This is a genomic window from Paraburkholderia lebeckiae (assembly GCF_050436225.1).
GTDB classification, from domain to species: Bacteria; Pseudomonadota; Gammaproteobacteria; order Burkholderiales; family Burkholderiaceae; genus Paraburkholderia; species Paraburkholderia tuberum.
Genome location: NZ_JBNDLU010000002.1, coordinates 318,538 through 343,542, shown reverse-complemented (window position 1 = coordinate 343,542; position 25,005 = coordinate 318,538). Strand labels below are relative to the sequence as shown.

General features: G+C 65.2%; 19 protein-coding genes and 1 pseudogene. 12 read left to right on the top strand and 8 right to left on the bottom strand.

Going from position 1 to position 25,005, the window contains the following annotated elements:
* Positions 1 to 20: 20 nt before the first annotated feature.
* Positions 21 to 116: pseudogene (locus OKW45_RS16330) on the bottom strand (transposase); the annotation flags it as partial.
* Positions 117 to 479: 363 nt separating this feature from the next.
* Here OKW45_RS16330 and OKW45_RS16325 point away from each other — a divergent pair.
* The 5 genes from OKW45_RS16325 to OKW45_RS16305 all read left to right on the top strand — a co-directional run bounded on the left by OKW45_RS16325 (position 480) and on the right by OKW45_RS16305 (position 7,753).
* Positions 480 to 2,153, top strand: coding sequence for an ABC transporter substrate-binding protein (locus OKW45_RS16325; RefSeq protein WP_429469848.1), 1,674 nt, complete (start codon positions 480 to 482; stop codon positions 2,151 to 2,153).
* Between the two features lie 41 nt (positions 2,154 to 2,194).
* Positions 2,195 to 3,223: an ABC transporter permease gene (locus OKW45_RS16320; protein WP_260327827.1), complete on the top strand. Its 1,029-nt coding sequence runs from the start codon at positions 2,195 to 2,197 to the stop codon at positions 3,221 to 3,223.
* The gene (locus tag OKW45_RS16315; RefSeq protein WP_429469845.1) at positions 3,220 to 4,116 is read left to right on the top strand and encodes an ABC transporter permease; all 897 of its coding nucleotides are present in this window, start codon (positions 3,220 to 3,222) and stop codon (positions 4,114 to 4,116) included. Before OKW45_RS16320 ends, OKW45_RS16315 begins: the two co-directional genes overlap by 4 nt.
* Entirely contained in the window at positions 4,113 to 6,302 is a 2,190-nt protein-coding gene (locus OKW45_RS16310) for an ABC transporter ATP-binding protein (protein WP_429469843.1), read from the top strand. The genes OKW45_RS16315 and OKW45_RS16310 overlap by 4 nt, the downstream gene beginning before the upstream one ends.
* 989 nt (positions 6,303 to 7,291) lie before the next feature.
* Positions 7,292 to 7,753 carry a Rap1a/Tai family immunity protein gene (locus OKW45_RS16305; protein WP_429469841.1) on the top strand — a complete coding sequence of 154 codons (462 nt, stop codon included), beginning with the start codon at positions 7,292 to 7,294 and terminating at the stop codon, positions 7,751 to 7,753.
* Between the two features lie 93 nt (positions 7,754 to 7,846).
* Here OKW45_RS16305 and OKW45_RS16300 read toward each other — a convergent pair whose 3' ends face one another.
* A complete protein-coding gene (locus OKW45_RS16300) occupies positions 7,847 to 8,692 on the bottom strand; it encodes an aldo/keto reductase (protein WP_429469839.1) in 846 nt (281 codons plus the stop codon).
* Between the two features lie 195 nt (positions 8,693 to 8,887).
* On the opposite strand from OKW45_RS16300, the gene OKW45_RS16295 reads away from it, so the two are divergent.
* Positions 8,888 to 9,634 (top strand): GntR family transcriptional regulator, encoded by a 747-nt coding sequence (locus tag OKW45_RS16295; protein WP_018421610.1) that lies wholly within the window; start codon positions 8,888 to 8,890, stop codon positions 9,632 to 9,634.
* A gap of 66 nt (positions 9,635 to 9,700) precedes the next feature.
* On the opposite strand, the gene OKW45_RS16290 is transcribed toward OKW45_RS16295, so the two are convergent.
* Complete coding sequence (locus tag OKW45_RS16290) at positions 9,701 to 11,110, bottom strand: CoA transferase (protein ID WP_429469837.1); 1,410 nt, start codon at positions 11,108 to 11,110, stop codon at positions 9,701 to 9,703.
* Positions 11,111 to 11,236: 126 nt separating this feature from the next.
* On the opposite strand from OKW45_RS16290, the gene OKW45_RS16285 reads away from it, so the two are divergent.
* Positions 11,237 to 12,478: a citrate/2-methylcitrate synthase gene (locus tag OKW45_RS16285; protein ID WP_429469835.1), complete on the top strand. Its 1,242-nt coding sequence runs from the start codon at positions 11,237 to 11,239 to the stop codon at positions 12,476 to 12,478.
* 35 nt (positions 12,479 to 12,513) lie between these two features.
* On the opposite strand, the gene OKW45_RS16280 is transcribed toward OKW45_RS16285, so the two are convergent.
* Complete coding sequence (locus OKW45_RS16280) at positions 12,514 to 12,819, bottom strand: DUF2917 domain-containing protein (protein ID WP_018421613.1); 306 nt, start codon at positions 12,817 to 12,819, stop codon at positions 12,514 to 12,516.
* Between the two features lie 183 nt (positions 12,820 to 13,002).
* Here OKW45_RS16280 and OKW45_RS16275 point away from each other — a divergent pair, with 183 nt between their 5' ends.
* From OKW45_RS16275 to OKW45_RS16265, 3 genes are all read left to right on the top strand, one after another.
* The gene (locus OKW45_RS16275) at positions 13,003 to 14,421 is read left to right on the top strand and encodes an aminotransferase-like domain-containing protein (RefSeq protein ID WP_018421614.1); all 1,419 of its coding nucleotides are present in this window, start codon (positions 13,003 to 13,005) and stop codon (positions 14,419 to 14,421) included.
* A gap of 129 nt (positions 14,422 to 14,550) precedes the next feature.
* A complete protein-coding gene (mdtD, locus tag OKW45_RS16270; protein WP_429469833.1) occupies positions 14,551 to 16,008 on the top strand; it encodes a multidrug transporter subunit MdtD in 1,458 nt (485 codons plus the stop codon).
* Positions 16,009 to 16,329: 321 nt separating this feature from the next.
* A complete protein-coding gene (locus OKW45_RS16265) occupies positions 16,330 to 17,604 on the top strand; it encodes an EAL domain-containing protein (protein ID WP_429469831.1) in 1,275 nt (424 codons plus the stop codon).
* Here the strand turns inward: OKW45_RS16265 and OKW45_RS16260 are convergent.
* Positions 17,560 to 18,615, bottom strand: a complete 1,056-nt coding sequence (locus OKW45_RS16260; protein ID WP_429469829.1) for a sigma-70 family RNA polymerase sigma factor — start codon at positions 18,613 to 18,615, stop codon at positions 17,560 to 17,562. The genes OKW45_RS16265 and OKW45_RS16260 overlap by 45 nt on opposite strands.
* A 259-nt stretch (positions 18,616 to 18,874) precedes the next feature.
* Here OKW45_RS16260 and clpP point away from each other — a divergent pair, with 259 nt between their 5' ends.
* The gene (gene clpP / locus OKW45_RS16255; RefSeq protein ID WP_018421618.1) at positions 18,875 to 19,522 is read left to right on the top strand and encodes an ATP-dependent Clp endopeptidase proteolytic subunit ClpP; all 648 of its coding nucleotides are present in this window, start codon (positions 18,875 to 18,877) and stop codon (positions 19,520 to 19,522) included.
* Between the two features lie 164 nt (positions 19,523 to 19,686).
* Positions 19,687 to 21,240 carry an NYN domain-containing protein gene (locus OKW45_RS16250; RefSeq protein ID WP_429469827.1) on the top strand — a complete coding sequence of 518 codons (1,554 nt, stop codon included), beginning with the start codon at positions 19,687 to 19,689 and terminating at the stop codon, positions 21,238 to 21,240.
* Between the two features lie 122 nt (positions 21,241 to 21,362).
* Here OKW45_RS16250 and OKW45_RS16245 read toward each other — a convergent pair whose 3' ends face one another.
* The 3 genes from OKW45_RS16245 to xseA all read right to left on the bottom strand — a co-directional run bounded on the left by OKW45_RS16245 (position 21,363) and on the right by xseA (position 24,846).
* Complete coding sequence (locus OKW45_RS16245) at positions 21,363 to 21,914, bottom strand: glycine zipper family protein (protein WP_018421621.1); 552 nt, start codon at positions 21,912 to 21,914, stop codon at positions 21,363 to 21,365.
* A gap of 758 nt (positions 21,915 to 22,672) precedes the next feature.
* On the bottom strand, positions 22,673 to 23,251 hold the full coding sequence (sodB, locus tag OKW45_RS16240) for a superoxide dismutase [Fe] (protein WP_013090345.1): 579 nt from the start codon (positions 23,249 to 23,251) through the stop codon (positions 22,673 to 22,675).
* Positions 23,252 to 23,466: 215 nt separating this feature from the next.
* Positions 23,467 to 24,846, bottom strand: a complete 1,380-nt coding sequence (gene xseA, locus OKW45_RS16235; RefSeq protein ID WP_018421622.1) for an exodeoxyribonuclease VII large subunit — start codon at positions 24,844 to 24,846, stop codon at positions 23,467 to 23,469.
* Between the last annotated feature and the right edge of the window lie 159 nt (positions 24,847 to 25,005).

The window sequence follows — 25,005 nt, the reverse complement described above, 5'->3', positions numbered from 1 at the left end:
TTCCGCGGACCTTCATTGGTCCTGTCGTCGAAGCATGTGAAGCGTCGGTCGTGCTTGCGCATCAGCATCGGTTCGAAGCTGCCATCCCGGTCGCGCGGCACCTCAACGCAGATCGGGTTTATTCGTAGGTTTCCTTGAGAGTTCCACCTTGTGGAGTTCGAAACCGCAGTTCGCACCGTGTTGCTCCGCCAATCCGTCCACAATCGCGGCCGCCCCTCGCGAGCACGCGTCCGGTAACCGTTGTGACGACGACACACCGCGCGTCATTTATCGGCCGATCGACTTGCGCGGCGCGCCCCCGGTGCGCCAGAGCCGCGAGCAATCGCTTACACTGAGACCGCTCTGCATAGCGTTGCCCTTTCGCGATAGCGGCCCCAGCACATCCCACCGCCCATCGGAAGGCGCGCTGCCCCTCGCGCCGTCGCGCGGCTCGCGCGACGCCTCGGAACCAGCAACAGAACGGGTTGGACACGCCATCGATGAAAACGCCAGCGGACCGATTTCTCGCACCTGACGCATTGGACGCAGCCCGCCTCACAGCCGACGCCTATGGCAACCACGCCCTCGACGAGTTTGTCGCCGGCCGCATCACGCGCCGCGAACTGCTGCGCCATGCGAGCGTGATCGGTCTGTCGCTCGCGGGTGGCGGCTTGCTCGGCGCGCCGCGAGCGCGGGCACAAGGTGCTCCGGCCGGGTCGAACCAGACGATCCGCGTCGCGCATCTGACGCCGGCGGGCGCCGTCGATCCGCTGACGGTGACTGACGCCGCGAGTCTCGCGCTGCTGAACCAGACCGGCGAATTCCTGATCGACGACGACGGCGAGAAGCTGATGCTGAAGCCCGCGCTCGCGCTGTCGTGGAAGCCGAACGACAAGGGCGACGTGTGGACCTTCAAACTGCGCCAGAACGTCAAATTCCACGACGGCCAGAGCTTCGGCGCGAAAGATGTAGTCGCGACCTTCGACCGTCTCGCCGATCCCGCGAGCGGCTCGGCCGCGCTATCGGTACTAAAGGGCGTGCTGTCGAAAGGCGGCGCGAAGGTCGTCGACGAACACACGGTCGAGTTTCATCTCGACGCGCCGACCGGCAATTTCCCGTACTACGTTTCCTCGGATAATTACAACGCGGTGATCCTGCCCGCGAACTTCGCGGGCAACTACGAAAAGAGTTTCATCGGCACGGGTCCGTTCAAATTCGAAAAGTATCAGCCGAAGGTTGGCGCATCGTTCGTGCGCAATCCCGACTACTGGGGCGAAAAAGCGTTACCGCAACGCGTACAGTTTTCGTTCTACGCCGACGAGCAGGCTCAACTGCTCGCGTTGCAAGGCCACCAGGCCGACGTGATGGGCACGTTCACCGTGCAGGGCGGCGCGGCCATCCTGAACAACCCGGACTACAAGGCGGTCGGCGTCAAGTCGAGCGCGCACCGCCAGATTCACATGCGCGACGACAGCCAGCTCTTCAAGGACAAGCGCGTGCGTCAGGCACTCGCGTTGTCGCTCGATCGCGACGTGATCGTGCGCGGTCTCTTCAAGGGTCGCGCGCAACTCGGCAACGACAGCCCGTTCGCGCCGGTGTTTCCATCGTCGGATGCGGGCGTGCCGCAACGCAAGATCGACGTCGCGAAGGCGAAGCAGCTGCTCGCGCAGGCCGGCGTGCCGAACGGTTTCGACGTCACGCTGACCACCGAAAAATACATGGAGATCCCCGACCTGGCGGTCGTCGTGCAGAACGCCGCGAAGGCGATCGGCGTGCGCATCAATCTGAAGGTCGAGAGCCAATCGCTTTACTACGGCGCGGGCACGCCGGGCAAATCCGACTGGCTCGACTCGCCGCTCGGCATCACCGATTACGGCCATCGCGGCGTGCCGAACGTGTTCCTCACCGCGACGCTGACGAGCAACGGCACATGGAACGCCGCGCACTTCAAGAATCCGCAATACGATCAACTGGTCGCGCAGTTCGTCGCGGCGATCGATCTCGCCACGCAAAAGAAAATCTCCGGGCAGATCCAGACGCTATTGCTCGACGAAACGCCGCTGATCATCCCGTTCTTCTACGATCAGCTGATCGCGATGCGCAAGGGCGTGAACGGCGTGCGCTTCACTGCGCTCGCGCAACTGTATTTCGATCGCGCGACGCTCAGCGCGTAAGCAGCGCGCTGTCCGCCTCGCTTTTCGCAGGAGAACTCAAGATGTCGGCTCCGGCGCCCTCTCCCGCCTCGAATACATCGCGTATGCCGCGCGCGACGAACGGCAACGCGGGCCGCGTCGCGCGTTTTCTCGCGACGCGCGCGGGTCTTTCGCTGATCACGCTGTGGCTGCTGTCGGTGATCGTGTTCGCGGGCGGCCAACTGCTGCCCGGCGATATCGGCCGCGCGGTGCTCGGGCCGCTCGCCGATGCGCGCGCGGTCGCCGCGCTCGATCATCAGCTCGGCGCCGACCGGCCGCTGCTCACGCAATACATCGACTGGATCACGCATTTCGTGCGCGGCAACATGGGGCTGTCGTACGCGTATCGCGAACCGGTCAGGCCGTTCATCGCCGATGCGCTCGGGCATTCGGCGAAGCTCGGTCTGCTCGCGTTCATCGTCGTCGTGCCGCTCGGCATCGCAGGCGGCGTGTGGTCGGCGATGCATGCGGGGCGCTGGCTCGATCGCACGATCAGCATCGCCGGTTTGTCGGCGACCGTGGTGCCGGAGTTCGTGTCGTCGATCGTGCTGATTCTCGTGTTCGGCGTGTGGCTGCGCTGGCTGCCCATCGAGGCCTCATATCCGCCCGATGCGAGCGTGCTCGAACAGCTGCGGCATCTGGTGCTGCCGGTGCTGCCGCTCGTCCTCGTGTTCTTCGGCTACATCGCGCGAATGGCACGCGCGGGCACCGTCGAAGCGCTCGACGCCGACTACACGCGCACCGCTATCCTCAAGGGCCTGCCGCGCCACGTCGTGATCTGGCGGCACGTGCTGCGCAATGCACTGCTGCCGACGATCACCGTCGCCGCCACCCAACTCGGCTACATGATCGGCGGACTCGTGGTGGTCGAGACGCTGTTCCACTACCAGGGCATCGGCTCGCTGATCTACAACGCCGCCAAGGCGAAGGATTTTCCAATGCTCGAAGCGGGCGTACTGACGATCGGCGTCGTCTATACGCTCGCGAATCTGGTCGCCGATGCGCTGCACGTGCTGCTCAATCCGCGACTGCGGGTGAGGACCGCCGAATGAATACGACCGTGCCGCCGTCTTCATCGACGCCACCAGGCTCGCCCGCGCCAGGCGCACCGGGCTCCGAGCCGCGTTTCCCGCGCCTCCTCCTGCTCCTCGGTTCGCCGACCTTCATCGTGGGCGCGCTGATCGTCGCGTGGTGGATCGTCTGCGCGATCGCCGGGCCGTGGTTCGTGCATCTCGATCCGTACGCGTCCGATCCGCTCAATTCGCTGACGCCGCCCGATCGCACGCACTGGTTCGGCACCGATCAGCTCGGCCGCGACGTATTCTCGCGCGTGATCGTCGGCGCGCGCGACATCCTGACGATCGCGCCGCTCGCGACCCTGCTCGGCACCGCGGCGGGCACCGCGCTCGGCCTACTGGTCGGCTACTTCGACGGCTGGGTCGACGACGTGATCGGCCGCATGATCGACGCAGTGCTCGCGCTGCCGCTCGTGATCGTCGCGCTGCTCGCGCTCGCCGCGGTCGGTGCGTCGAACTTCACGGTGATTCTCGTGATCGGCACCACCTTCACGCCGATAACCGCCCGCACCGTGCGCGCCGCCGTGTTCGCAGAGCGGCATCTCGACTATGTGGCCGCCGCGCAGCTGCGTGGCGAACGCGCGCCGTACATCATGTTCGCGGAGATCCTGCCGAACGTCCTGCCGCCGATCGTCGTCGAAGCGACGGTGCGGCTCGGCTATGCGATCTTCGCGGTCGCGACGCTGTCGTTTCTCGGCTTCGGCATCCAGCCGCCGTCGGCCGACTGGGGGCTCGCGCTGTCGGAGTCTTACACGCTGATGGCGGGCGGCGCGTGGTGGACCGTCGTGTTCTCGGCGGGCGCGATCGCGTCACTGGTGGTCGGCGTCAATCTGATCGCCGACGGCGTGCAGGGAGTGCTCGACCAATGAATGGCCCACCGCCCTCCTCGTTCGCCGCGTTCGACGTGTCGAAAAGCGATCGCACCGATGCCCTGACCGTGGTCGGCCTGACGGTCACCTACCGGATCCGCGGACGCGATCGTGAAGTGCTGCAGGACGTATCGTTTCGCGTGCGACGCGGCGAGGCGTATGGGCTCGTCGGCGAATCCGGTTGCGGCAAGTCGACCGTGGCAATGGCGACGCTGCGCTATCTGCCGCGCAATGGCAAGGTGAAGGCCGGCAAGATCGTAATCGCCGGTGAGGACGTGCAGAAGCTGGGTGCCGACGCGCTGCGCAGCATGCGTGCGACGACCGTCTCGATGGTCTACCAGGACCCGGGGCGCGCACTGAATCCATCGCTGACGATCGCCCGTCAGGTTTCCGAAGCATTCGAGGCGGCCGGCGTCGCGCGCGACGAGGCGCTGCAACACACGCTCGAGATACTCAAACGCGTCCGCATCGCGTCGCCCGAGCGCGTGATGAACAGCTATCCGCATCAATTGTCGGGCGGCATGCAGCAGCGCGTCGTGATCGCGATGGCGCTCGCGTCGAACCCCGCGCTGCTGATTCTCGACGAACCGACTACCGGACTTGACGCGACCGTCGAAGCGGAAGTGCTCGACCTCGTCGCACAGTTGCGCGAGGAACTCGGCACCGCGGTGCTGTTCATCAGCCACAATCTCGCGGTGATCGGTCGCATGTGCGAACGCGTCGGCGTGCTGTACGCGGGCAAGCTGGTCGAGGAAGGCGCGACCCAGGACGTGTTCGCGCGGCCGCGTCATCCGTACACGGTCGGGTTGCTGCGCTGCCTGCCGACGGCCGGACGCAGCAAGGACAGCGAGCGGCTCGATACGATCGCGGGCGGCCTGCCTCTGCCGGGCTCGGTCACGCAGGGCTGCATCTATGCGGAGCGCTGCCGTCTCGCCGACGAGCGCTGCCGCCGCGACGCGCCGCCGCCCTATCGCCTCGGCGCCCGGCATGGCGATCAGATGGCGCGCTGCCACTATCACGAGCGTGCGATCGAACTGCCGCGTGCGACATCGAGCGCGGCGCCGGTGGCGGCCGCATCATCCAACGCGGGGCCGCGCGCGCCCTCTGCGCCGGTCTTGCGCGCTCGGAACCTGTCGAAAACATTCCACGTATCGGGCGCCCCGCTGCGCGCGGTCGACGACGTGTCGCTCGAACTCGCGAGTGGCGAGACGCTCGGCCTCGTCGGCGAATCGGGCAGCGGCAAGACAACGCTCGCGCGGCTGCTGCTCGGCCTGCTCGCACCCGATGCCGGCAGCGTGCTCGAACTCGACGGCGCCCCGCTCGCCGCGCGCGTCACACGACGCAGCGACGAGCAGCTGAAATCGCTGCAGATCGTGTTCCAGAATCCGGACTCGGCGCTCAATCGCGCGCATTCCGTCAAGCGGCTGATCGGCCGTGCGCTCGCGCGCTTCACCGCGCTGCGCGGGCCCGAGATCGACGCACGGCTCGCCACGCTGACGGACGCCGTGCGGCTGCCCGAGCGCTATCTGGACGCACGTTCGCGCCAGCTTTCGGGTGGGCTCAAGCAGCGCGTCGCGATCGCGCGCGCGTTCGCCGGCGAACCACGCGTCGTCGTGTGCGATGAGCCGACTTCATCGCTCGACGTGTCGGTGCAGGCCGCGATTCTGAACCTGCTCGCCGATCTGCAGCGCGAGCGCGGCGTCAGCTACGTATTCATCTCGCACGATCTGCACGTGGTCCGCTATGTGTCGGATCGCATCGCGGTGCTCTATCTCGGTCGGCTGCTCGAAATCGGCCCGGCGGCGGCCGTGTTCGATGGACCGCAGCATCCCTATACGGAGGCACTGCTGTCCGCCGTGCCGACGCTGCCGGGCGACGGCGCATGCGGCGAGATGCATCAACGTACGCGTATCCGTCTTTCCGGCGAGTTGCCCGGGCCCAGCGCGATGCCGTCGGGCTGCGTGTTTCACACGCGCTGTCCACGCAAGCTCGGCGCGATCTGCGAGCAGCAGGACCCGCCGTTTCTCGACGCGGACGGCGCCGCCGATTCGTCTTCGGCGCACCGGATTCGCTGCCATATTCCGGTCGCCACACTTCGCGAGCTGCAAAGCGAGCCGCGCGACGACAATGCGGGCGACCCGACGAATGGCGGCACCTCCGACGATGCGTCGGAAAACGCCAGCTAGCGTCGACTCGAACCTCATCGACGCACACCGCCCCTCTTAACGAATCCCACGTCGGAACACACTTTTGCGTCCGCGCGTTTCATCGTCGCAACGTTTTGAGGCGTTTTTCCAGCGTGCGCATTGCACATCCCGATATCGCCCGTGTCGCTTCAAGGCTTTGCGACGCGTGGCACGGATATCGCTAAATTAGCGGCCAGAGATTCGAAGCCAAACCGGGCGCGCAACGCCGCGCATATCCGCCCGACGAGCGTCACCACGCGATGGCGCGACCTCGCGCGATCAGCACGGCAGCGACGCACGGACAACTTCGACACAACGGACTGGGGGTTCGACAAGACCCGCGTGCAGGCAGGTCGGCCGCCGCTGGAGCAGCTAGTGAAGGCGGCAGAGAGGTACCGTCCTTCGCTCTGGAGACGCGCGATGAAGACCGGAAAATCAGATCAGTACTACCGTGCAATGATGCGCCGCGCAGCGGCCGCTGCGGGAGCGGCGGCTGCGGTTGCGGAGGCTCCAGCGGTGGCCCATGTGGTGGCTTTGGCGGTGGCCCTAGCGGTGGTTTCGGCGGTGCGAATGGTGGTGGCTTCAGTGGCGGCTTCGGCAGAGGCTTTGGCGGAGGCTTCGGCGGCGGTCACGGAGGCAAGGGTGGCGGGAACGGGCACTAGTCGTCGCCCGTTGCCTCCGGGTAGGGGCCCCGCGCCCTACCCGCCGGCGACATGTCCCGGCATGCTGTCCGCTATCCGCTGGCAACGGCGGTGATGTCCCGATCCCCCGGTCGGGTGTCACCGCCGGAGGCCGGTCGGAGCGGCACGCCCGCCTTCGGCGCGCGCTGACGGAATGGCTCGGAGAGCGCGCGAGCCGCGCCTCGCGCCATCGCGCGAACCGCACCGCGAGCGGCGGGAACTCAACTTCCCTTGCGTGCGAGTGTTATGGAACCAATCCGAGACGACCGCCTCATATCAAATTCATCGTTCGATATGAGGGCCCACAACATGCATAGAAGCGTCTCCCCCTCCGCGACCCGCACGGCAGCCGCCGTGCTGACCGCTGCCGCCCTGGGCCTCGCATCGCTCGCCAATGCGCAAACACCCGCGCAGCCAATGGCGCAAACCTTGTCGCAAGCGGCGCCACCGGTCGACCCGAGCTTCTCCGCCTACTCGCTCGTCCAGAGCTGCAAACAGCGCCACGACAACGTCGCGCAAGGGCAATGCGTCGGCGCGATCCGCGGCATCATCCACGGCTATCAATACGGCGTGCTGTTCCTCTCGCAACGAGCAACCCTCCCCGCCAACGAAACGCAGCGCGTGTCGCTATGCCTGCGCGACGTGGCGGTGTCGTCGATCGTCGACGACTTCCTCGCCGATGCCACCCAGGTGCCGGACGACGCGCTGCAGCACACCCCCGCCGAAGTCGCCGTGCTCGGCTCCGTGCATCAGCACCATCCCTGCACCTGAGCGCCGCGTCAGCGCGAGCGGCGTCATCGACACCCACAGCGCTTCGTGCTTCGCGCGCCGCCGTTGCGCAACGGATGGCGGCCGCGCCGGCGCTTACAACATCTCCAGCGCACGCTTGCCGCGCGGCGGCTTGAAGTACGCGTCGAGCGCGGCGAGTTCGCCGGCTTCCAGCACCAGTTGCGACGCGCGATGGTTGTCGCGCACATGCTCGACGCGCGCCGCCTTCGGAATCGCGCACACATTGGGCTTGCCCAGCACCCACGCGAGCGCCACCTGAAACACCGAGACGCCGCGCGCGTCGGCGATATCGTCGAGCGGCGAGCGTTTCGGCAGCCGCGCATGATCGACCGGGCTGTACGCCATCGCGGGCATGCCGCGCGCGGCGAGCCACGGCAACAGATCGAACTCCGGCCCGCGCCGCGCCACGTTGTACAGAATCTGGTTGGTCGCGCACGCGTCGCCGCCTGGCGTCGCGACGAGTTCTTCCATATCGTCGGTATCGAAGTTGCTGACGCCCCAGTGACGGATCTTGCCCGCGCGCCGCAGCGCCTCGAAGCCGTCGACGGTTTCCGCCAGTGGCACCGAGCCACGCCAGTGCAGCAGATACAGGTCCAGCCGGTCCGTTTTCAGACGCTTCAGGCTCTGCTCGCACGCGGCGATCACGCCGCGCCGGCTGGCGTTGTGCGGATACACCTTGCTGACCAGAAACACCTTGTCGCGCAAACCCGCGAGCGCTTCGCCGAGCAGCGACTCGGTCGCGCCGTCGCCGTACATTTCGGCGGTATCGATCAGCGTCATGCCGAGTTCGATGCCGCAGCGCAGCGCATCGATTTCCGCCGCGCGTCGTGCCCGCTGCTCGCCCATCTCCCACGTGCCCTGCCCCAGTGCTGGCATGCGCTCGCCGCCCGGCAGGCTCACGCTTGCGATCTCGCTCGTCATGCTGACTCCTCGAAAGTGGCTCGATTCAGATGCGATGCGCTGGCCCGCCGCCTCATCACGCAACGCACGCTACGAAAACCCTGGCGACGAGTTTAGCGGCTCCGCGGCCTCACAACGGCGTGCCTGGCAAAAGCCAGCTATAACGGGACGCGCCGATGTTTTAAAATTGCCGCTTGCCCATCTTGCGTGAGCCCCATGACCTCTGCCTCGGAAGACCGCTGGCGCGACCTGCGCCCGGACCCGGAAAACGACACGCCGCTCTATCTGCAACTTGCCCGCAAGCTCGGCAGCGCGATCCACGAAAACCGCTGGAACGCCGGCGAGGCGCTGCCCTCGGAGCGCGTGCTGTCGGAGGCGCTCGGCGTGTCGCGCATCACGTCGCGCAAGGCGATCGCGCTGCTCGTGGAGCAGGGTTTGATCCGCCGCACCCAAGGCGCGGGCAGCTTCATCACGCCGCGCTACGAAGATCCGTTGTCGCGTCTGTCGAGCTTCAGCGAAATGCTGCGGCGGCGCGGCTTCACGCCGAGTTCGAAGTGGCTGTCGCGCGAAATCTCACCGGCCAATCGCGACGAGGTGATCCAGCTGGGGCTGTCGCCGGCCGCCGCGGTCACGCGGCTGCGGCGGCTGCGGCTCGCCGACGGCATCGTGATGGCGGTCGAGAATTCGACGTTCCCAGCCGCGGTGATTCCCGATCCACAGGCAATCGGCGACTCGCTGTACACGTATCTGGAGAATCGCGGACTGACGATCGTGCGCGCGTTGCAGCACTTCCGCGCGGTGAACGCGAGCGACGAGATCGCGCAGCAGATGAGCATCGCAACGAACGAGGCGTTACTGTTGATCACGCGCGTGGGTTATACGGCGGATCAGCGCGCGATCGAACTGACGGACACGTACTGCCGCAACGATTACTACGACTTCGTGGCGGAGTTGCGAAAGTAAGCTGCGACACGGTGGGCGGTTAGGTACGCCGCGTTCCCAATCTGAACGCGCCGCCCGCTCCAACCGTCATGTCCACCGGGCTTCGTGCGCGCCGATGCGCGCCGGCGGCAGCGCATAAAACGCAGGCGTCTGCTCCAGTTCCTCCGCCGGCAGCACGCCAAGCACACGCCCGAACTCCGATTGCACGCTCGCGACGCAATCGCGCACATCGTCGAGCGACACCTCGGGCGCCTGCTGTCCGTCGGCCAGCAGCCCGAACGACCGCAGCCAACGCCCCGTCTGCGCAAGCGACACCTTCACGTGCCAGCTGCCGCCCTCGCGAGCGCGCCGCGCGAGCGCGACCATCGCGCCGAACGCGGCCAGATAGCCGGTCGCGTGATCGAGCGCCTGACACGGCAGATGCCGCGGCTCGGCTGAACCCGCCGCCGCGCGCTCGGTCCACGCGATGCCGCTCGCCGACTGCACAAGACTATCGAAGCCGCGTCGCTGCGCCCACGGCCCTGTGTGCCCGTACGCGCACACCGAGACATAGACGATGCCGGGCCGCAGCCGCGCAAGCTCGTCCGGCCCGAAGCCGCGCGCCTCGAGCGCGCCCGGACGATAGGCCTGCAGGAACACGTCGGCATCGCGCGCGAGTCCGCCCAACGTGTCGCAGCCTGCCGCCTCGCGCAGATCGACGATTGCCGAACGCTTGCCGCGGCCGTTGTCGATCACGAGCGGCGCGATGTTCGGCAGATGCGGCCCGTTGATCGTCAACACGTCCGCGCCATGATGCGCGAGCGCGCGGCCGGCCACCGGTCCCGCGATGATCCGCGACAGATCCAGCACCCGCACACCCGCGAGCGGGCGGTCGATGCCGGGGTCAGCGTCAGCGTCGGCGTGGCGCGGCGGCTCGGCCGGGGCGTCGCCGATGCGCTCGATCTCGAACAGCGGCAAGCGCGCGATCGCTTTGGCCTGCTCGAGCGCGGCCCATTCGTCGGGCGTGCGAATCAAGGCGGCGCACAGGCCCGCGTCGGCGAGCGTTTGATCGAGCGTCGCGCCCTCCCAGCCGCGAATCGCGGCCGCCACCGAGGGCCGCCCATTGTCACAGCCGAGCACCTCGAGCACGCCCTTCAAGTGATGCGCGAAATTCGTATGCAGCTGGATCCAGCGGCCGTCGCCCGTTTCATAGAAGCCGGTGACCGGATCGCGCAGCGCGGGCGGCGGCCCATCGTCGATCCGCAAATAGCGTTCGCTGCGAAACGCCGCCAGCGCGCGACGCATCTGCACCGACATCTGTTGCCGGCGTCCGCTGCGCAAGCGCCAGTACTCGGCGGCGGCGAGGCCCGTCGCGGCGATGGTAGACGCCGCGAGGCTGCCGACGCGGTAGACCGACGGCAAGCCGGGGTCCGCGCCGGCAAGTGACACGGTGTGCAGCGCGATTGGATCGCAGCCGGCGAGGGTCCAGATGTGCTTGAGGGCGAGTTCGGGCGTCATGGGATCGGGCGCGCTGGCCGCGCGGACAGGAAGCGGATGCACTGAGTCTAAATTTGCGCTTTGCCGCAATCAACCTTGATTATGATAATCAACATATATTGATTTCTTCGGTTTATACGCACTTTTATGCCAGCCCCGATTTACCTGAGCGCCGCCGAAGCGGCCGCAACGCTCGGCGTCAGTTTGCCGACGCTGTACGCGTATGTGAGCCGCGGCATGCTCGGCTCGTCGCCGGATACGCAAGGCAGGCATCGGCTCTACGATGCCGCCGAGGTGCGCCGCCTCGCGCGTCGCAAGGCGGACGGCAAACGCGCCGGCAAGGTCGCGCAGAAGGTGCTCGACTGGGGCGTACCGGTGCTCGAATCGTCGATCACGCTGGTCGCGGACGGTCGGCCGCTGTATCGCGGGCACGATGCGATCGAGCTCGCGCGCAGTGCGTCACTCGAAGACGTCGCGGCGCTGCTGTGGGAATGCAGCGCGCGGCGCATCGCCGATGCGCCCGCCATGCCGCTCGCCCCCGCGCAATGGGCCGCGTGGCTCAAGCTGTGGAATGACAGCACGCCGCTCGATCGCGCGCTGGTGCTGCTGCCGGCCGCCGCCGCGCAGATGCCGCGCGCGTGGGCGCTCGGCCGCGATGCGCAGCTCGACACCGCGTGCGCCGTGATGCGGCTGCTGGCCGCCGCGATGCTGCCGGCGGCGCCGTCGAACGAACCGCTGCATCGGCAGATCGCGACGGCCTGGCGGGTGCGCAGCCGTCAGCAAAGCGGACTGCTGCGCGCGGCCTTGGTCGCCTGCGCGGATCACGAGCTTAACGCGTCGACGTTCACGGTCCGTTGTATCACGTCGACGGGCGCGCACCTGTTCGGTGCGGTTGCGGGCGGGCTCGCGGCGCTTTCCGGGCCGCGTCACGGCGGCGAAACCGTGCGCATCGCCGCGCTGCTCGATGAGGCGTCGCGCTCGCCCGAACTGGACCGCTATCTGGCGAACCGTCTCGCGCGCTACGAGCACGGCGCGCAAGGTCCGGTGCTGTCGGGCTTCGGTCATCCGCTCTATCCGGACGGTGATCCGCGCGCGCGGTTGTTGCTGACGATGCTCGCCGACTGCGCGCCAGCCCGCTCGCCGCTCAACGAGGTGCTGCAGGTCGAGCGAGCGGTGCGCGACACGACCGGCGCGGAGCCGACGGTGGATTTCGCGCTTGCCGCGATCGAGCGCGTGCTCGGCTTGCCGAGCGGGGCCGCGTTCACGCTGTTCGCGCTCGGGCGGGTGGTCGGCTGGATCGCGCACGCGATGGAGCAGGCGCGCGATGGCCGGTTGATCCGGCCGCGGGCGCGGTATATCGGGGAGTATGAGGCGGGAGGTGCTGCTTAGGGGCTACGAAGAGACGGCTCGCCGTTCGCCCTGCATCAGACCACGCCTGGCCGGCGCGCCAGCCAAGCCGGCATCGGCCAGCCGAATAGCAGCGTCGGCAGCTTGCGTTCCGAGCCGCTCGCCAGCGCAAAACGCGCCCCGTCCCGCCCGGCGCTGATCCATGCCACCGATCCACGCGCCAACTCGATCGACTGCCCCGCCGCCAGCCAGTGATCCTCATGCTCGCCCTCGACGGTCAGCCAGACGTTGCCGCTGATCACCTTGAAAATCGTCGGACGCGCAACCCGCCAGGCCGTGACGGGCTCGCCATGTTCCAGCTCGAAAACTCGCACTTCTCGCATCGCCGTTCTCCTCGATGAACTTTCTGTTGTACCGATTATTGACGTGCGATGATCGGAGACCCATGCACAGTTCCGAACACTTTCATCGGAACTGTTCAGTCAAAAAACCGAACAGTTGGCATGGCTCGCGCGGCGCAGGTTTAAAACTTTCGCGTTCGCAGCCCGGCGACAGAAGGCAAGCGTATGAAACTCGAAATCCAGCTCGATCGGGACAACGGCGTGCCGCTGACCGAGCAGATCGTCGCGAGCGTCTCGGCATGGATCCGCTCGCGCAATGCACATCCCGGTTCAAAGCTGCCGTCGATCCGCCAGTTCGCCGCCGACTTCGGCGTAAGCCGCTTTCCGGTGATCGAGGCATACGACCGGTTGGTGTCGCTCGGCTATGTCGACTCGCGCCACGGCTCCGGCTTTTACGTCGCCGATCGCCAACCGACAGACATGCGCTGCCAAGGCACTTCGGACCCGCGCCGCGCCGATGTCGAGTCGGACCATCTGCTCGAGCAATTCAACTTTCCAGGCGAGACGCTGAAGCTCAGCACCGGTTTCATCCCCGAAAGCTGGCGCGACATCGATGGCATTGCGCAGGCGATCCGCCACGTGTCGCGAACCGATCCGGCTAGCATGGTCGAGTACGCGACGCCGCTCGGCAACCCGGTCTTGCGCGAACAGTTGCGCGGCCGGATTGGCCAGTTGGGCATCCAGGCAGACGCATCGCAGATTCTGATCACCAATGGCGCGAGCCAGGCGTTCGATCTGCTGGTGCGCTACATGCTCAAGCCAGGCGATACGATCTTTGTCGAGGACCCCGGTTACTACAACCTGTACGGCCTGTTGCGCCTGCACGGCATGAAGCTGATCGGCATTCCACGCACCGGCAATGGTCCCGACCTCGACGCGATGCAGGCGCAACTGAAGCTGCACCGGCCCAGGTTGCTGCTCATCAACACCGTGTTCCACAATCCGACCGGCACCACGGTCGCACCGCAGGTCGCATTCCGTTTGCTGCAAATGGCGCGAGAGCATGGCTTCCAGATCATCGAGGACGATATCTACGCGGATTTTCAGACCGAGCTCACCGACCGCCTGGCCACCCTCGACCAACTCGAACAGGTGATCTACATCGGCGGATTGTCGAAAACGCTGTCGTCTTCGCTACGGATCGGCTGCGTGGTTGCGAGTCACGCGATCATCAAGGACCTGGTCGACATCAAGATGCTGACGAGCATCGGCTGTTCGCGCTTTGCCGAAGCGGTGGCGGTGTCGATGCTGGAGCGCGGCGCATATCGCAAATATCTGGAGCGACTGCGCCGCCAGATGCGCGGCGCGCTCGGCTCGACCGTCCAGACACTCGAAGATGCCGGCTGGGAGATCTTCGAAGAACCAGCGGGCGGCAAGTTCGTGTGGGCACGCGTGCCGCATGTCGCGGACGCCGAGCGGCTCGTCGAATGCGGCGAGCCCCTCGGAGTGACGGTGCTGCCTGGACAGCACTTCAGGCCGAACCGGGAGGTGAGCCCGTGGATCAGGATTCATGTGGCGTTTGGCAACGAACCACGGGCGCAGGCGTTTTTTCATGCGGCGGCGCAGTTGCCGCCTGATGCGTGAACACGGCGCGGAGCGCGGCCGTGACGCAGCGCCGAGACCCGCGCAACGCTGCGCTGCCGGCTGCGCTGGGACCCGCTTTTCCCTAGAATAGCGAGTCCCAGCCCGACCGAGCGCGCCCAGCCGCCTCATATGTCCACGCCGCCTCCGCCCGCCCTCGCTCCCGATATCCCCTCGGGTCCTTCGCCCCGCTCGCTGACCGTGATGCTGTGGCTGGTCGCCACCGGCTTCTTCATGCAGACGCTCGATTCAACGATCGTCAACACCGCGCTGCCCGCGATGGCGACAAGCCTCGGCGAACTGCCGTTGCGCATGCAATCGGTGGTGATCGCCTACTCGCTGACGATGGCGGTGATGATCCCCGTGTCCGGCTGGCTCGCCGACAGACTCGGCACGCGGCGCGTGTTCTTCAGTGCGATCCTCGTGTTCGCGGTGGGCTCGTTGCTGTGCGCGAACGCGCATACGCTGAACCAACTGGTGCTCTTCCGCGTTCTGCAAGGCGTGGGCGGCGCGATGCTTCTGCCGGTTGGGCGGCTCGCGGTGCTGCGAACCTTTCCGGCTGAGCGCTATCTGCCGGCGTTGTCGTTCGTGGCGATTCCGGGGCTGATCGGACCGTTGATCGGACCGACGCTCGGCGGCTGGCTCGTCAAGATCGCGTCGTGGCACTGGATCTTTCTGATCAACGTGCCGGTGGGCATCGTGGGCTGCATCGCGACGTTTATCTTCATGCCGGATAGCCGCAACGAACAGACGGGCAAATTCGACCTTGGCGGCTACCTGTTGCTGGTGGTGGCCATGGTGGCGATTTCGTTCGCGCTCGATGGCCGCACCGAGTTCGGCATTCAACATGCGACGGTGCTGGTGCTGCTGATTCTGAGCATGGCGTGCTTCGTTGCGTATGGGCTGCACGCGGTGCGCGAGCCTGCGCCGATCTTCCCGCTCGATCTGTTCAAGATCCACACGTTTAGCGTTGGGCTGCTCGGTAATCTGTTCGCGCGGATCGGCAGTGGCTCGATGCCCTACCTGATTCCTCTGCTGTTGCAGGTGAGCCTCGGCTATAGCGCATTCGAAGCCGGGCTGATGATGCTGCCCGTGGCGGCCGCGGGCATGGCGACGAAGCGCCTCGTGACGAAGCTGATTCTGAAGTACAGCTACCGGCACGTGCTGATGGCGAACACGATTCTGGTCGGCCTGATGATGGCGAGTTTCGCGCTCACGAGCACGCATCAGCCGCTGTGGCTGCGGCTCGTGCAACTGGCGCTCTTCGGCGGCGTGAACTCGATGCAGTTCACCGCGATGAACACGTTGACGTTGAAGGACCTGGGCACCGGCGGCGCCAGCAGCGGCAATAGCCTGTTTTCGCTCGTGCAGATGCTTTCGATGAGTCTCGGCGTGACGGTGGCCGGTGCGTTGCTGACAACCTTTACCGGCATCATGCAACGCGTGAGCGGCGCCAATTCGCTGCCCGCGTTTCATGCGACGTTCCTGTGTGTCGGCATCATCACCGCATGCTCGTCATGGATCTTTGCGCAGTTGTCGCCGGAGATTCGCACGCCCGCGAAAAAGACCGATCCTTCGGAGCGAACTTGAAAGCCGCACGAGCCAGGACGACGCATCCTCGTGCAGTCGCGAACGGATTTCCGGGCATCGCTCCGCGCGCGCCGCACGCAGCACTGTTGCACAGCGTCGCCGACCCGCAACAGGGCGCGTCCCGCACCAGCGAAGTGCGCGTTATCGCCTTCGTATCGCGGCGGGCGCGCAATGATTTTGCTCGGAGCATTGCTGGTGGATGCTCGAGCTTTGTTTGAGCACGCGCATAGTTCTTGCTCGTCTATCCTGTAAACTCTTGTTCTTCGCGCGCGAACTCCTGCCTTGCCCAGCAAGCGCCGCCATTTCCACACGACTGACACGATGAGCATGATCGAACTCGATCCTCCCGGCTTCCAGCCACCACGCCCGATGGCGGGCGACGAAGGCTCCCGGCGTACCGTTCTCTATGGCGGCTACACCGTTTTCAGCGTGTTTCAGCCGGTCTTTTCGGTATCGCACCGGCGCGCGATCGGGTATCACGCGTCGCTGCGCGTGCACGACGAGCATGAGCGGCAAGTGCCCTCGCACGAAGTCTTTACGCAGGCCGCGCGACGCGGCGATCTGCTGGAACTCGGACGGCTGGCCGAATCGCTGCACCTCGGCAACTTCAACGCATTCGACAGCCACGACGAATGGCTCTTCCTCAGCCTGCATCCGGCCGCACTGATGGACACCAGCTACGGCGACGCGCTGCTTGCCAGCCTGAAGGCGCTGGGCCTGCCGCCGCAGCGCGTGGTGCTCGAAGTATCCGAACAGGCTGGCGGCGAAACCACGCGCTTCGCCGAAATCGTCGATTCGCTGCGCAAGGCCGGTTTCCTGATCGCGCTCGACGGCTTTGGCGCCAAGCATTCGAACATCGACCGGGTGTGGAATCTGCGGCCGGACATCGTCACGCTCGACCGCTGCATCCTCGCGCAAGCGAGTGAACACTCGCATATCGAACGCGTGTTGCCGGGCCTCGTCTCTCTGTTGCACGAGTCTGGGCAACTGGTGCTGATGGGCGGTCTGAGCACCGAACGTGATGCGCTGATCGCGCTCGAATGCAATGTCGACTTCGTCCAGGGCGCATTTTTCGCGGGTCCGAGCGTCGAACCCGTCAAGCCGCAAGTTGCCGCTGGCCTGATGGATTCGCTCTCCGCTTCGCTGCGCGAACGCGTTGCCGCTCGAGAGAAAGCGCAATCCGCGCGGCTCGCGCCGTATGTCACGGCGCTCGAGGCAACCGCCGCGCAGTTGGTTGCCGGGGAATCGATCACGCAGGCGACCGCACCTCTGCTCGCGCTCGGAGAAACGGCGCGCTGCTTTGTTTTGGACGGTTCGGGGCGGCAGATCGGCGACAACGTGTTGCCGCCGGGCCGCACATCGCAACGCGCAAAGCGCTTCAGCCCGCTGCTGCATTCCGAAGGCGCGAGTTGGGAGCGCCGCCCGTACTTCATTCAGGCGATGCGTCAACCGGGGCGGGTTCATCTGACGCCGCCGTATCTGTCGATCAACGAAGCGCATCTGTGCGTGACCGCCTCGATTGCCGCGCACACATCGCATGGTACGCAGGTGCTATGCGTCGACATCAACTGGGAAGTCGCGGCTCACCGTAACTGACGCCCCCGGATGGTCCTTGATGCGGGCAAGCAGTTCCGTGACCGCATCACGGCCCACCATCTGGTTGGCCGCCTGCAGATGCGCGGCGCTGGTCAGGATGCGCAGCGAGACGATTTTCGCCGATAGTTCCGTTTTGCCATCCGTCAACACGTCGATTAGCGCGACGATGTCGCCGTCGCAGAACAGTGCGATGCACACCGCACCCGCCATCGACACCACCTCGGCATGGCTCGCCTGTTGCGCGAGCGATGTGACTACGGCTATCCACTTCGGACCTGAACCCGGTTCGCGGTCGCGTTGCGCTTCGGTTTCAGGCGTTGGCCCTTGTGCTAGAAGGGCCGGATTGGCTGTGGGGAACGGAGGGGGCGGAGCGTACAAAGGTACGTCGCTGATCAGTTGCGGCGCATCGCTGAAAAGCTGTAGCAGGCCCGCCCGGTCTTGCGCTTCGAGCGCCGCGCGCAAACGCTCGACGATTCGCCCATGCACCGCCGGATCGGGACGCTCCAACGGCGCTCCCGCACGTCTCAGACGCTCCTTGGCGCGATGAACCATTTGTCGGCAAGCGGCCGGCGTGCGCTCGAGAATCGAGGCGATTTCTGCATAACCACACTCGAACGCTTCATGCAGGACGAGCGCCGCACGTTCGTCTGGCTTCAGATGTTCGAGAAGCAGCATCACGCCGTACGACATATCTGCCGCTCGCAACGCCAACTCCTCCGCCGATGGTGCGACCTCGTCGAGCCACGGCTCCGGCAACCAGCCGCTAACTTGCGACGCGCGCTCGCGCTGTGCATGCCGCAGACGGTCGATCGCCGTGCGCGTGGTAAGCGTGGTTAGCCACGCGACCGGCGTTTGCACCGCCTGCGTATCGGCCAGGTGCCATTTGAGCCAGACATCCTGTACCACGTCTTCGGCCTCCGCGCGACTGCCGAGCATCCGATATGCGAGTGCCAGCAGACGGGCGCGCGCGGCCTCGAAACTGGATGCCTTGTCGATTCCCTGTTCCGTCATGCGTCGACCTCCCAATGGTGCGTGGTGAAAAAGCGGCTGCATACCGGTGGCATCGCTCAGGCGCGCGTCATGTTCGGTATTCCTGAGCTTGACGCGTGGGCAACCGGTGATGTGACAGCGCGGCGCAAAAAAATTTCTGTCACAACGCCATTGGCTGCTCCGTCAAATGAGCAACAACCGGCGCATGTCAGGCGGCTTCTGATCCGCGGCGGCCTGCGTATCCCGGAACGCCCGCGCCATCCATCTGAACGAGGAATCCATGCCTTCCAGTTACCCGTCTGTCTCCGGCCTCGGCCTTGTGCCCACGGTGATCGAACAATCCGGCCGGGGCGAACGTGCCTATGACATCTACTCCCGCCTTCTGCGCGAGCGCATCGTCTTTCTTGTCGGGCCCGTGAACGAGCAGTCAGCCAGTCTGATCGTCGCGCAATTGCTGTTTCTCGAATCGGAGAATCCCGACAAGGATATTTCTTTTTACATCAACTCGCCCGGCGGCTCTGTGTACGACGGCCTCGCCATTTACGACACCATGCAGTTCATCAAGCCGGAGGTCTCTACCTTGTGCACGGGTTTTGCCGCGAGCATGGGCACCTTTCTGCTCACGGCGGGTCAACGCGGCAAACGGTATGCGCTACCCAATGCGCGCATCATGATTCACCAGCCGTCGGGCGGCGGTCAGGGCACCGCGGCGGACATCGAAATCCAGGCCAAGGAGGTGCTGTATGTACGAGCGCGTCTCAATGCGATGATGGCCGAACGCACCGGACGCAGCATCGAAGAAATCGCGCGCGATACCGACCGCGACAACTTCATGTCGGCGCTCGAAGCGAGGGAATACGGATTGATCGATGACGTGCTGGAAGCTCGCGCGACATGGAACAACGCAGGCCGTCGCGACACCCTGTAACGGAACTGACATCGAGCCGCGCGCTGGACCACCAGTTGGACCGCTTGCTGCAAATTCCCACCTACCGATCGGTGCGAGCTCACGACAAAAGCTGCTCACCTTCGCTGGAATCGCTATCATGTCGCGATTCGTCGACTTCGACGACCGCTTCAATGGAGATACACATGGCGTCATCCAACGAAAACGTCAGCATGGCTCTGTTCTGCGACTTCGAGAATGTCGCGCTTGGCGTGCGCGACGCGAAGTACGACAAATTCGACATCAAGCTGGTGCTCGAGCGCCTGCTACTGAAGGGCAGCATCGTCGTCAAGAAAGCGTATTGCGACTGGGACCGTTACAAGAGCTTCAAAGGCGCGATGCACGAGGCCAATTTCGAGTTGATCGAAATTCCGCACGTGCGCCAATCGGGCAAGAATTCGGCCGACATCCGGCTCGTCGTCGATGCGCTCGATCTTTGTTACACGAAATCGCACGTCAACACGTTCGTCATCATCAGTGGCGATTCGGACTTCTCGCCGCTCGTGTCGAAGCTGCGCGAGAACGCCAAACAGGTGATCGGCGTCGGTGTGCAACAGTCCACCTCGGATCTGCTGATTGCGAATTGCGACGAGTTCTTCTTTTACGACGATCTTGTACGCGAAAGTCAGCGCGCAGTCGCGAGGCCCGAATCGTCGCGTCAGCAGCAGAGCGCGCAGCAGGCAGCCAAACGTGCGCCTGGTGAAGAGAAGGCTCCGCCCAAGGAAGATCTGGAGAAGCGCCGCAGCAAGGCCGTTGAAATTGCGGTGCAGACATTCGACGCGCTCGCTTCCGAACGTGGCGACAGCGGCAAGATCTGGGCTTCCGTGCTGAAGAACGCGATCAAACGGCGCAAACCGGATTTCAACGAGACGTATTACGGGTTTCGTGCTTTCGGCAATCTGCTTGAAGAAGCGCAGGCGCGCGGGCTGCTCGAATTCGGCCGCGATGAAAAGTCAGGCGCGTACGTCTATCGAAGCACGGCCGTGAACGTCGCGAGTGAAGCGGCAAGTGAAACCATCGGCGAAACCGCTGCGGAGTCTGACGAAACGGGGTCGGCTGAAGCGGTATCGGCTGAACAGGCGGCCGAACATTCGTATGAAGCGCAGGCTGCGCACGCGGCCGCGTCCGAGTCGGGCGGCAAGCACAAGTCGCGGCGCAAGGAGCGCAACAACCGCAAGCCGGGGCGGGGTCTGCAGGAGGCCGCGCACGGCAAGCGCGGTCACCACGAAACGGCTGATGAACAGCATGCGGCTAACGCTCCGGCTCTCACCGAACACGCGGAACCCGCCGAAGAGGTCGAGCGGCAGGAACCGCGTGAGCACGCGCCGCTCCCACATGAGTTCGTCACTGAACCGATCGCTGAAGAGTCCAAAGCTCGCGCTGTAACGGCGAAAGCGGATACAGCCGCTGAACAAGTCGTTTTCGGCGGCCAAGGAACCGACCATTCCACCGACAGCGACCAACCCGCGCTGCGTCAAGGCGCCAAAAAGCGCGCCTCGCGCAAAACGGCCGCGAACAAAGTGAAGAAAAGCACGCCACGCACGATCGAGGAACTACCTGAGATCGCAGCGCCGGCCGAGCCCCCTGCCCCAGCCATCAACTCGGAAGAAGGGTCTGAGGCCGTCAGGAAGGCAGCCCGTAAATCGGCGTCCCGGAGCCGTCGCCCGCGCAAAGCGGCGTCAACCGACAGCGCGGAATAAGTAGCGGCACGGATTCGACGATCGTCACTAAAAAGCTACCGCCCGACCGTCCTTCGGACTTGAAACGCAGTACCGGCCGACAATGCAAGACAAGCAAGCCGGCCGGCCTCAGCTATCACCGCTCAGTAAGCCGGATAAGGCCCATACATGACGGGCGGAGGCGGCGCGTAATAAGGACGGGGCGCGACGTACACCGGTTGCGTCGAATAGTAGGGCTGCGGCTGAACGATCGTCTCGCCCTTCGAGGTCATGCACTGGGCGTAGGCGGTGTCGTAGCGCGCCTGCATGCCGGCCGCCGAATACTGGGCGCCATTCGCGCCGTTCGCGCCCCCGATCAGCAGACCGCTGCCGGCGCCGATCGCCGCGCCCGCGCCGGCGTTGCCCGCCGCGGCGCCGAACAGCGCGCCGATCGCCGCGCCGCCGAGCGTGCCGAGCGCCGCGCTGTTCACGCTGTTCGTGGTGGCCGCCTGCGCAGCGCCGGACGGATTCGTCGATTGATTCGCGTAGTCGCGGCACGCGTAGTCGTTCTGCTGGAACTGGCTGAGCGGCTCGCCGCTGCGCGGCATCGCGGCTATGCTCGGGCCGCTCGGTGGCGCCACTGCGCAACCGCCTAACGCGAGCGCGATGACGGCGGCGGGAATCGCCAGGCTAATCGTTTTATTGCTGGAAATCATGGCGGTGCACTTCGGAGGATTGGAATTCAAACGTTAGGCTAATCGCGAAATTCCGTGGTTACGGCTCAGTTACAGAAAGTTTTTTTGCCCGGCTGGCTGGCCTCGATCTTGCTGCGAGTCGCTGCGGCGATTGGTACGTTATATCAAGTAATGCTTGTAGATGAGCTGGCATCGATTGACAAGAAGCGCGGCCTGCACTCGCGTCAAACGATCTCCGCCGCCCAACCCAATCGACCACACGAAGAACGCCTCTTTGAAACCGGCTCATTCTCGCCGCCGCAGGGGCTTGCGTCGCCTGCAGCGCGCCCGGGTTCGCCCCATCGACGCCGGCCGCGCCGAACGTCGTACTCCAGCAACCGGGCACGACGACCTTCCCGAGCGCCGCGACCGCGCAGATTCCAGTCCATGAACCATCCGCCGCCAGCGCCCGCCCCCCGCCAGTTCGGCGAAGTCGACGGGCGGGGACCGGGCTCATTGGCATCGACGGATGTCCACGAATTCTGGCCCCCAACGATTAGCCGCGGGGCAATTTCTCTTAGCGCCGCGCCCCGCGAAACCGCAGTTACCAACTGTGACAAACTTCTTTCAGACGAGCGTAAGAAGGGCATCCGTCCGTGATAAGCAATACCAATCCCTCCCCTTCCAATCGCCTCCGGAAAGAAAAAGCCCTCGCGATGGAGGGCTTTCTTCTCTGGCTACCATCTTCAATCGTGACCGCAAGGATCACGACATCAGACGGCGAGCTGCAACCGGCAATCTCAAGCGAAGTTTTTCGCTGCGAAGTCCCAGTTGACGATGTTCCAGTACGCTTCGACAAACTTCGGACGCGCATTGCGATAGTCGATGTAGTAAGCGTGCTCCCACACGTCGATCGTCAGCAGAGCCTTCGCGTCGGTGGTGAGCGGCGTGGCGGCGTTGCTCGTCGACACGAGGTCGAGCGAACCGTCAGCCTTCTTCACGAGCCATGCCCAGCCCGAGCCGAACGTGCCGACCGCGGTCTTCGCAAACTCTTCCTTGAACTTGTCGAACGAACCCCACTTCGCGTTGATGGCGTCAGCCAGCGCCCCAGTCGGTGCGCCGCCACCTTGCGGCGACAGGCTGTTCCAGAAGAACGTGTGATTCCACACCTGAGCCGAATTGTTGAAGATACCGCCCGACGACTTCTTGACGATCTCTTCCAGCGACAGGTTTTCGAACTCCGTGCCCTTGATCAGATTGTTCAGGTTGGTCACATAGGTCTGGTGATGCTTGCCATAGTGAAATTCGAGCGTCTCTTCCGACATGTGCGGAGCGAGCGCGTTTTTCGCAAACGGCAGCGGCGGGAGCGTATGTTCCATGGTGCTTTCCTTCTCTGTATCTGTTGTGGGGAGTCTGCGGATGACGCTATCGAGCACTCGATTGTAGGCGAGTTGGAATAACCCCGCAAACCAACGGCCTTTATGTCCGGCATGTCGAACACGCCGTGCGCAAGGCCCTTGAGAAGGGCGCGCATGGCGCGTGCCCGGCTCGTCGGAAGACAGTAAGCGGACGTAACGCGCCCACCGGCGAAACGTCAGAAACCGTCGGTCAGACGCGCCTGCACGTCGGCGAGCGCGACATCGGCCGAGCCTTCGGCGAGATGCATCGTCAGACGACGTCCAGGTTTCAGCGACGACGGCGTGCGAATCGCCCGACCGCTTTGCGCATCGAGCACGGCCGCATAACCGCGCTCGAGCGTGCGCTGTGGACTCAGCACTTCGAGTCGCGCGCTGAGCATGTCGATGCGCGCGACCTGTCGTTCATGCTGGCGCGATAGGGCCGCATTCAGACGCTGCGCCAGCAGGTTGACGCGCGTGCGCTCGGCCGCGAGATCCGGACGCCAGCGTTGCCAACGCATCTGCAGCAGCGAAAATCGCGCACGAGCGTCGCGCACCGGCCGGGCGCCCGCCGACGCGAGCCGAACGCGCAACTGCTGCAGATGCGTGCGCTGCCGAGCGAGCCGCTCGGCGGGCGACACGAGCCGGCGCGCCAGCCAGTCGAGTTGCTGCGCGCGCCGCTCCATCATGCGGCCGAACGCGCGCGCAAGCGTCGCGTGCCGATGATCAAGTTCGCGCAGCAGCATGACGCGCTGTGGACTGACGAGTTCGGCGGCACCGGTCGGCGTCGGTGCGCGTACATCGGCGGCGAAATCGGCAATCGTGAAATCGGTCTCGTGACCGACGCCGCTCACCACGGGTATGACGCTTTCCGCAATCGCGCGCGCGAGCACTTCTTCGTTGAACGCCCACAGATCTTCGATCGAGCCGCCGCCGCGACACACGATCAGCACGTCGACCTCGCGGCGCGCGCCAGCCGCCTCGACCATCGCCGCGAGCTTCGCGCTGACGCCCGCGCCCTGCACCGGCGCCGGATAAACGATCACCGGAATATGCGGCGCGCGACGCGACAGCGTCGTCAGCACGTCGCGCAATGCGGCCGCCTGCAACGACGTGACGATACCGATCGCGCGAGGATGCGTCGGCAGCGCGCGCTTGCGCTCGGCGGCGAACAGCCCCTCGGCCTCGAGTTGCGCCTTCAACCGCAGAAACGCTTCGTACAGACGCCCCTGGCCGGTGCGGCGCACCGCTTCGACGTTAAGTTGCAGTTCGCCGCGCGGCTCGTACATCGTGACGAGGGCGCGCACTTCGATGCGATCGCCTTCGCGCGGCGTGAATTCGGCGTACTGAGCTCGACCGCGGAACATCACGCAGCGCATCTGCGCCTGCGCGTCCTTGATCGAGAAGTACCAATGGCCGCTCGCAGCGCGCGTGAAGTTCGACACTTCACCCGCGACCCAAACGAGTGGAAACGAGCGTTCGAGCATCGTGCCGATCGCGCGATTGAGCGCGGAGACGGGAACGACGACCTCACCGCCTGGTGTGGCCGCAGAAGCAAAAGGATTTTCGGGGTTCATGCAAGGAATAAGTAGCGCTGGCCGGACAGACGATAGACCGAGCGAAGAGCGGCGTCCAGCCGGAATCGCAGGATTGTTAAAAGTGTCCACATGGCGGGAACCGCCTGACGAATTCCGCCAGAACGCCCGCCAGCGTCAATAAATTCGTGGCAGAGCCTT

What these genes read in the sequence shown, in the direction of transcription:
- OKW45_RS16325 (WP_429469848.1), top strand. Translation starts at nt 480, where the DNA reads ATGAAAACGCCAGCGGACCGATTTCTCGCACCTGACGCATTGGACGCA.
- OKW45_RS16320 (WP_260327827.1), top strand. Translation starts at nt 2,195, where the DNA reads ATGTCGGCTCCGGCGCCCTCTCCCGCCTCGAATACATCGCGTATGCCG.
- OKW45_RS16315 (WP_429469845.1), top strand. Translation starts at nt 3,220, where the DNA reads ATGAATACGACCGTGCCGCCGTCTTCATCGACGCCACCAGGCTCGCCC.
- OKW45_RS16310 (WP_429469843.1), top strand. Translation starts at nt 4,113, where the DNA reads ATGAATGGCCCACCGCCCTCCTCGTTCGCCGCGTTCGACGTGTCGAAA.
- OKW45_RS16305 (WP_429469841.1), top strand. Translation starts at nt 7,292, where the DNA reads ATGCATAGAAGCGTCTCCCCCTCCGCGACCCGCACGGCAGCCGCCGTG.
- OKW45_RS16300 (WP_429469839.1), bottom strand. Translation starts at nt 8,692, where the DNA reads ATGACGAGCGAGATCGCAAGCGTGAGCCTGCCGGGCGGCGAGCGCATG.
- OKW45_RS16295 (WP_018421610.1), top strand. Translation starts at nt 8,888, where the DNA reads ATGACCTCTGCCTCGGAAGACCGCTGGCGCGACCTGCGCCCGGACCCG.
- OKW45_RS16290 (WP_429469837.1), bottom strand. Translation starts at nt 11,110, where the DNA reads ATGACGCCCGAACTCGCCCTCAAGCACATCTGGACCCTCGCCGGCTGC.
- OKW45_RS16285 (WP_429469835.1), top strand. Translation starts at nt 11,237, where the DNA reads ATGCCAGCCCCGATTTACCTGAGCGCCGCCGAAGCGGCCGCAACGCTC.
- OKW45_RS16280 (WP_018421613.1), bottom strand. Translation starts at nt 12,819, where the DNA reads ATGCGAGAAGTGCGAGTTTTCGAGCTGGAACATGGCGAGCCCGTCACG.
- OKW45_RS16275 (WP_018421614.1), top strand. Translation starts at nt 13,003, where the DNA reads ATGAAACTCGAAATCCAGCTCGATCGGGACAACGGCGTGCCGCTGACC.
- mdtD (WP_429469833.1), top strand. Translation starts at nt 14,551, where the DNA reads ATGTCCACGCCGCCTCCGCCCGCCCTCGCTCCCGATATCCCCTCGGGT.
- OKW45_RS16265 (WP_429469831.1), top strand. Translation starts at nt 16,330, where the DNA reads ATGAGCATGATCGAACTCGATCCTCCCGGCTTCCAGCCACCACGCCCG.
- OKW45_RS16260 (WP_429469829.1), bottom strand. Translation starts at nt 18,615, where the DNA reads ATGACGGAACAGGGAATCGACAAGGCATCCAGTTTCGAGGCCGCGCGC.
- clpP (WP_018421618.1), top strand. Translation starts at nt 18,875, where the DNA reads ATGCCTTCCAGTTACCCGTCTGTCTCCGGCCTCGGCCTTGTGCCCACG.
- OKW45_RS16250 (WP_429469827.1), top strand. Translation starts at nt 19,687, where the DNA reads ATGGCGTCATCCAACGAAAACGTCAGCATGGCTCTGTTCTGCGACTTC.
- OKW45_RS16245 (WP_018421621.1), bottom strand. Translation starts at nt 21,914, where the DNA reads ATGATTTCCAGCAATAAAACGATTAGCCTGGCGATTCCCGCCGCCGTC.
- sodB (WP_013090345.1), bottom strand. Translation starts at nt 23,251, where the DNA reads ATGGAACATACGCTCCCGCCGCTGCCGTTTGCGAAAAACGCGCTCGCT.
- xseA (WP_018421622.1), bottom strand. Translation starts at nt 24,846, where the DNA reads ATGAACCCCGAAAATCCTTTTGCTTCTGCGGCCACACCAGGCGGTGAG.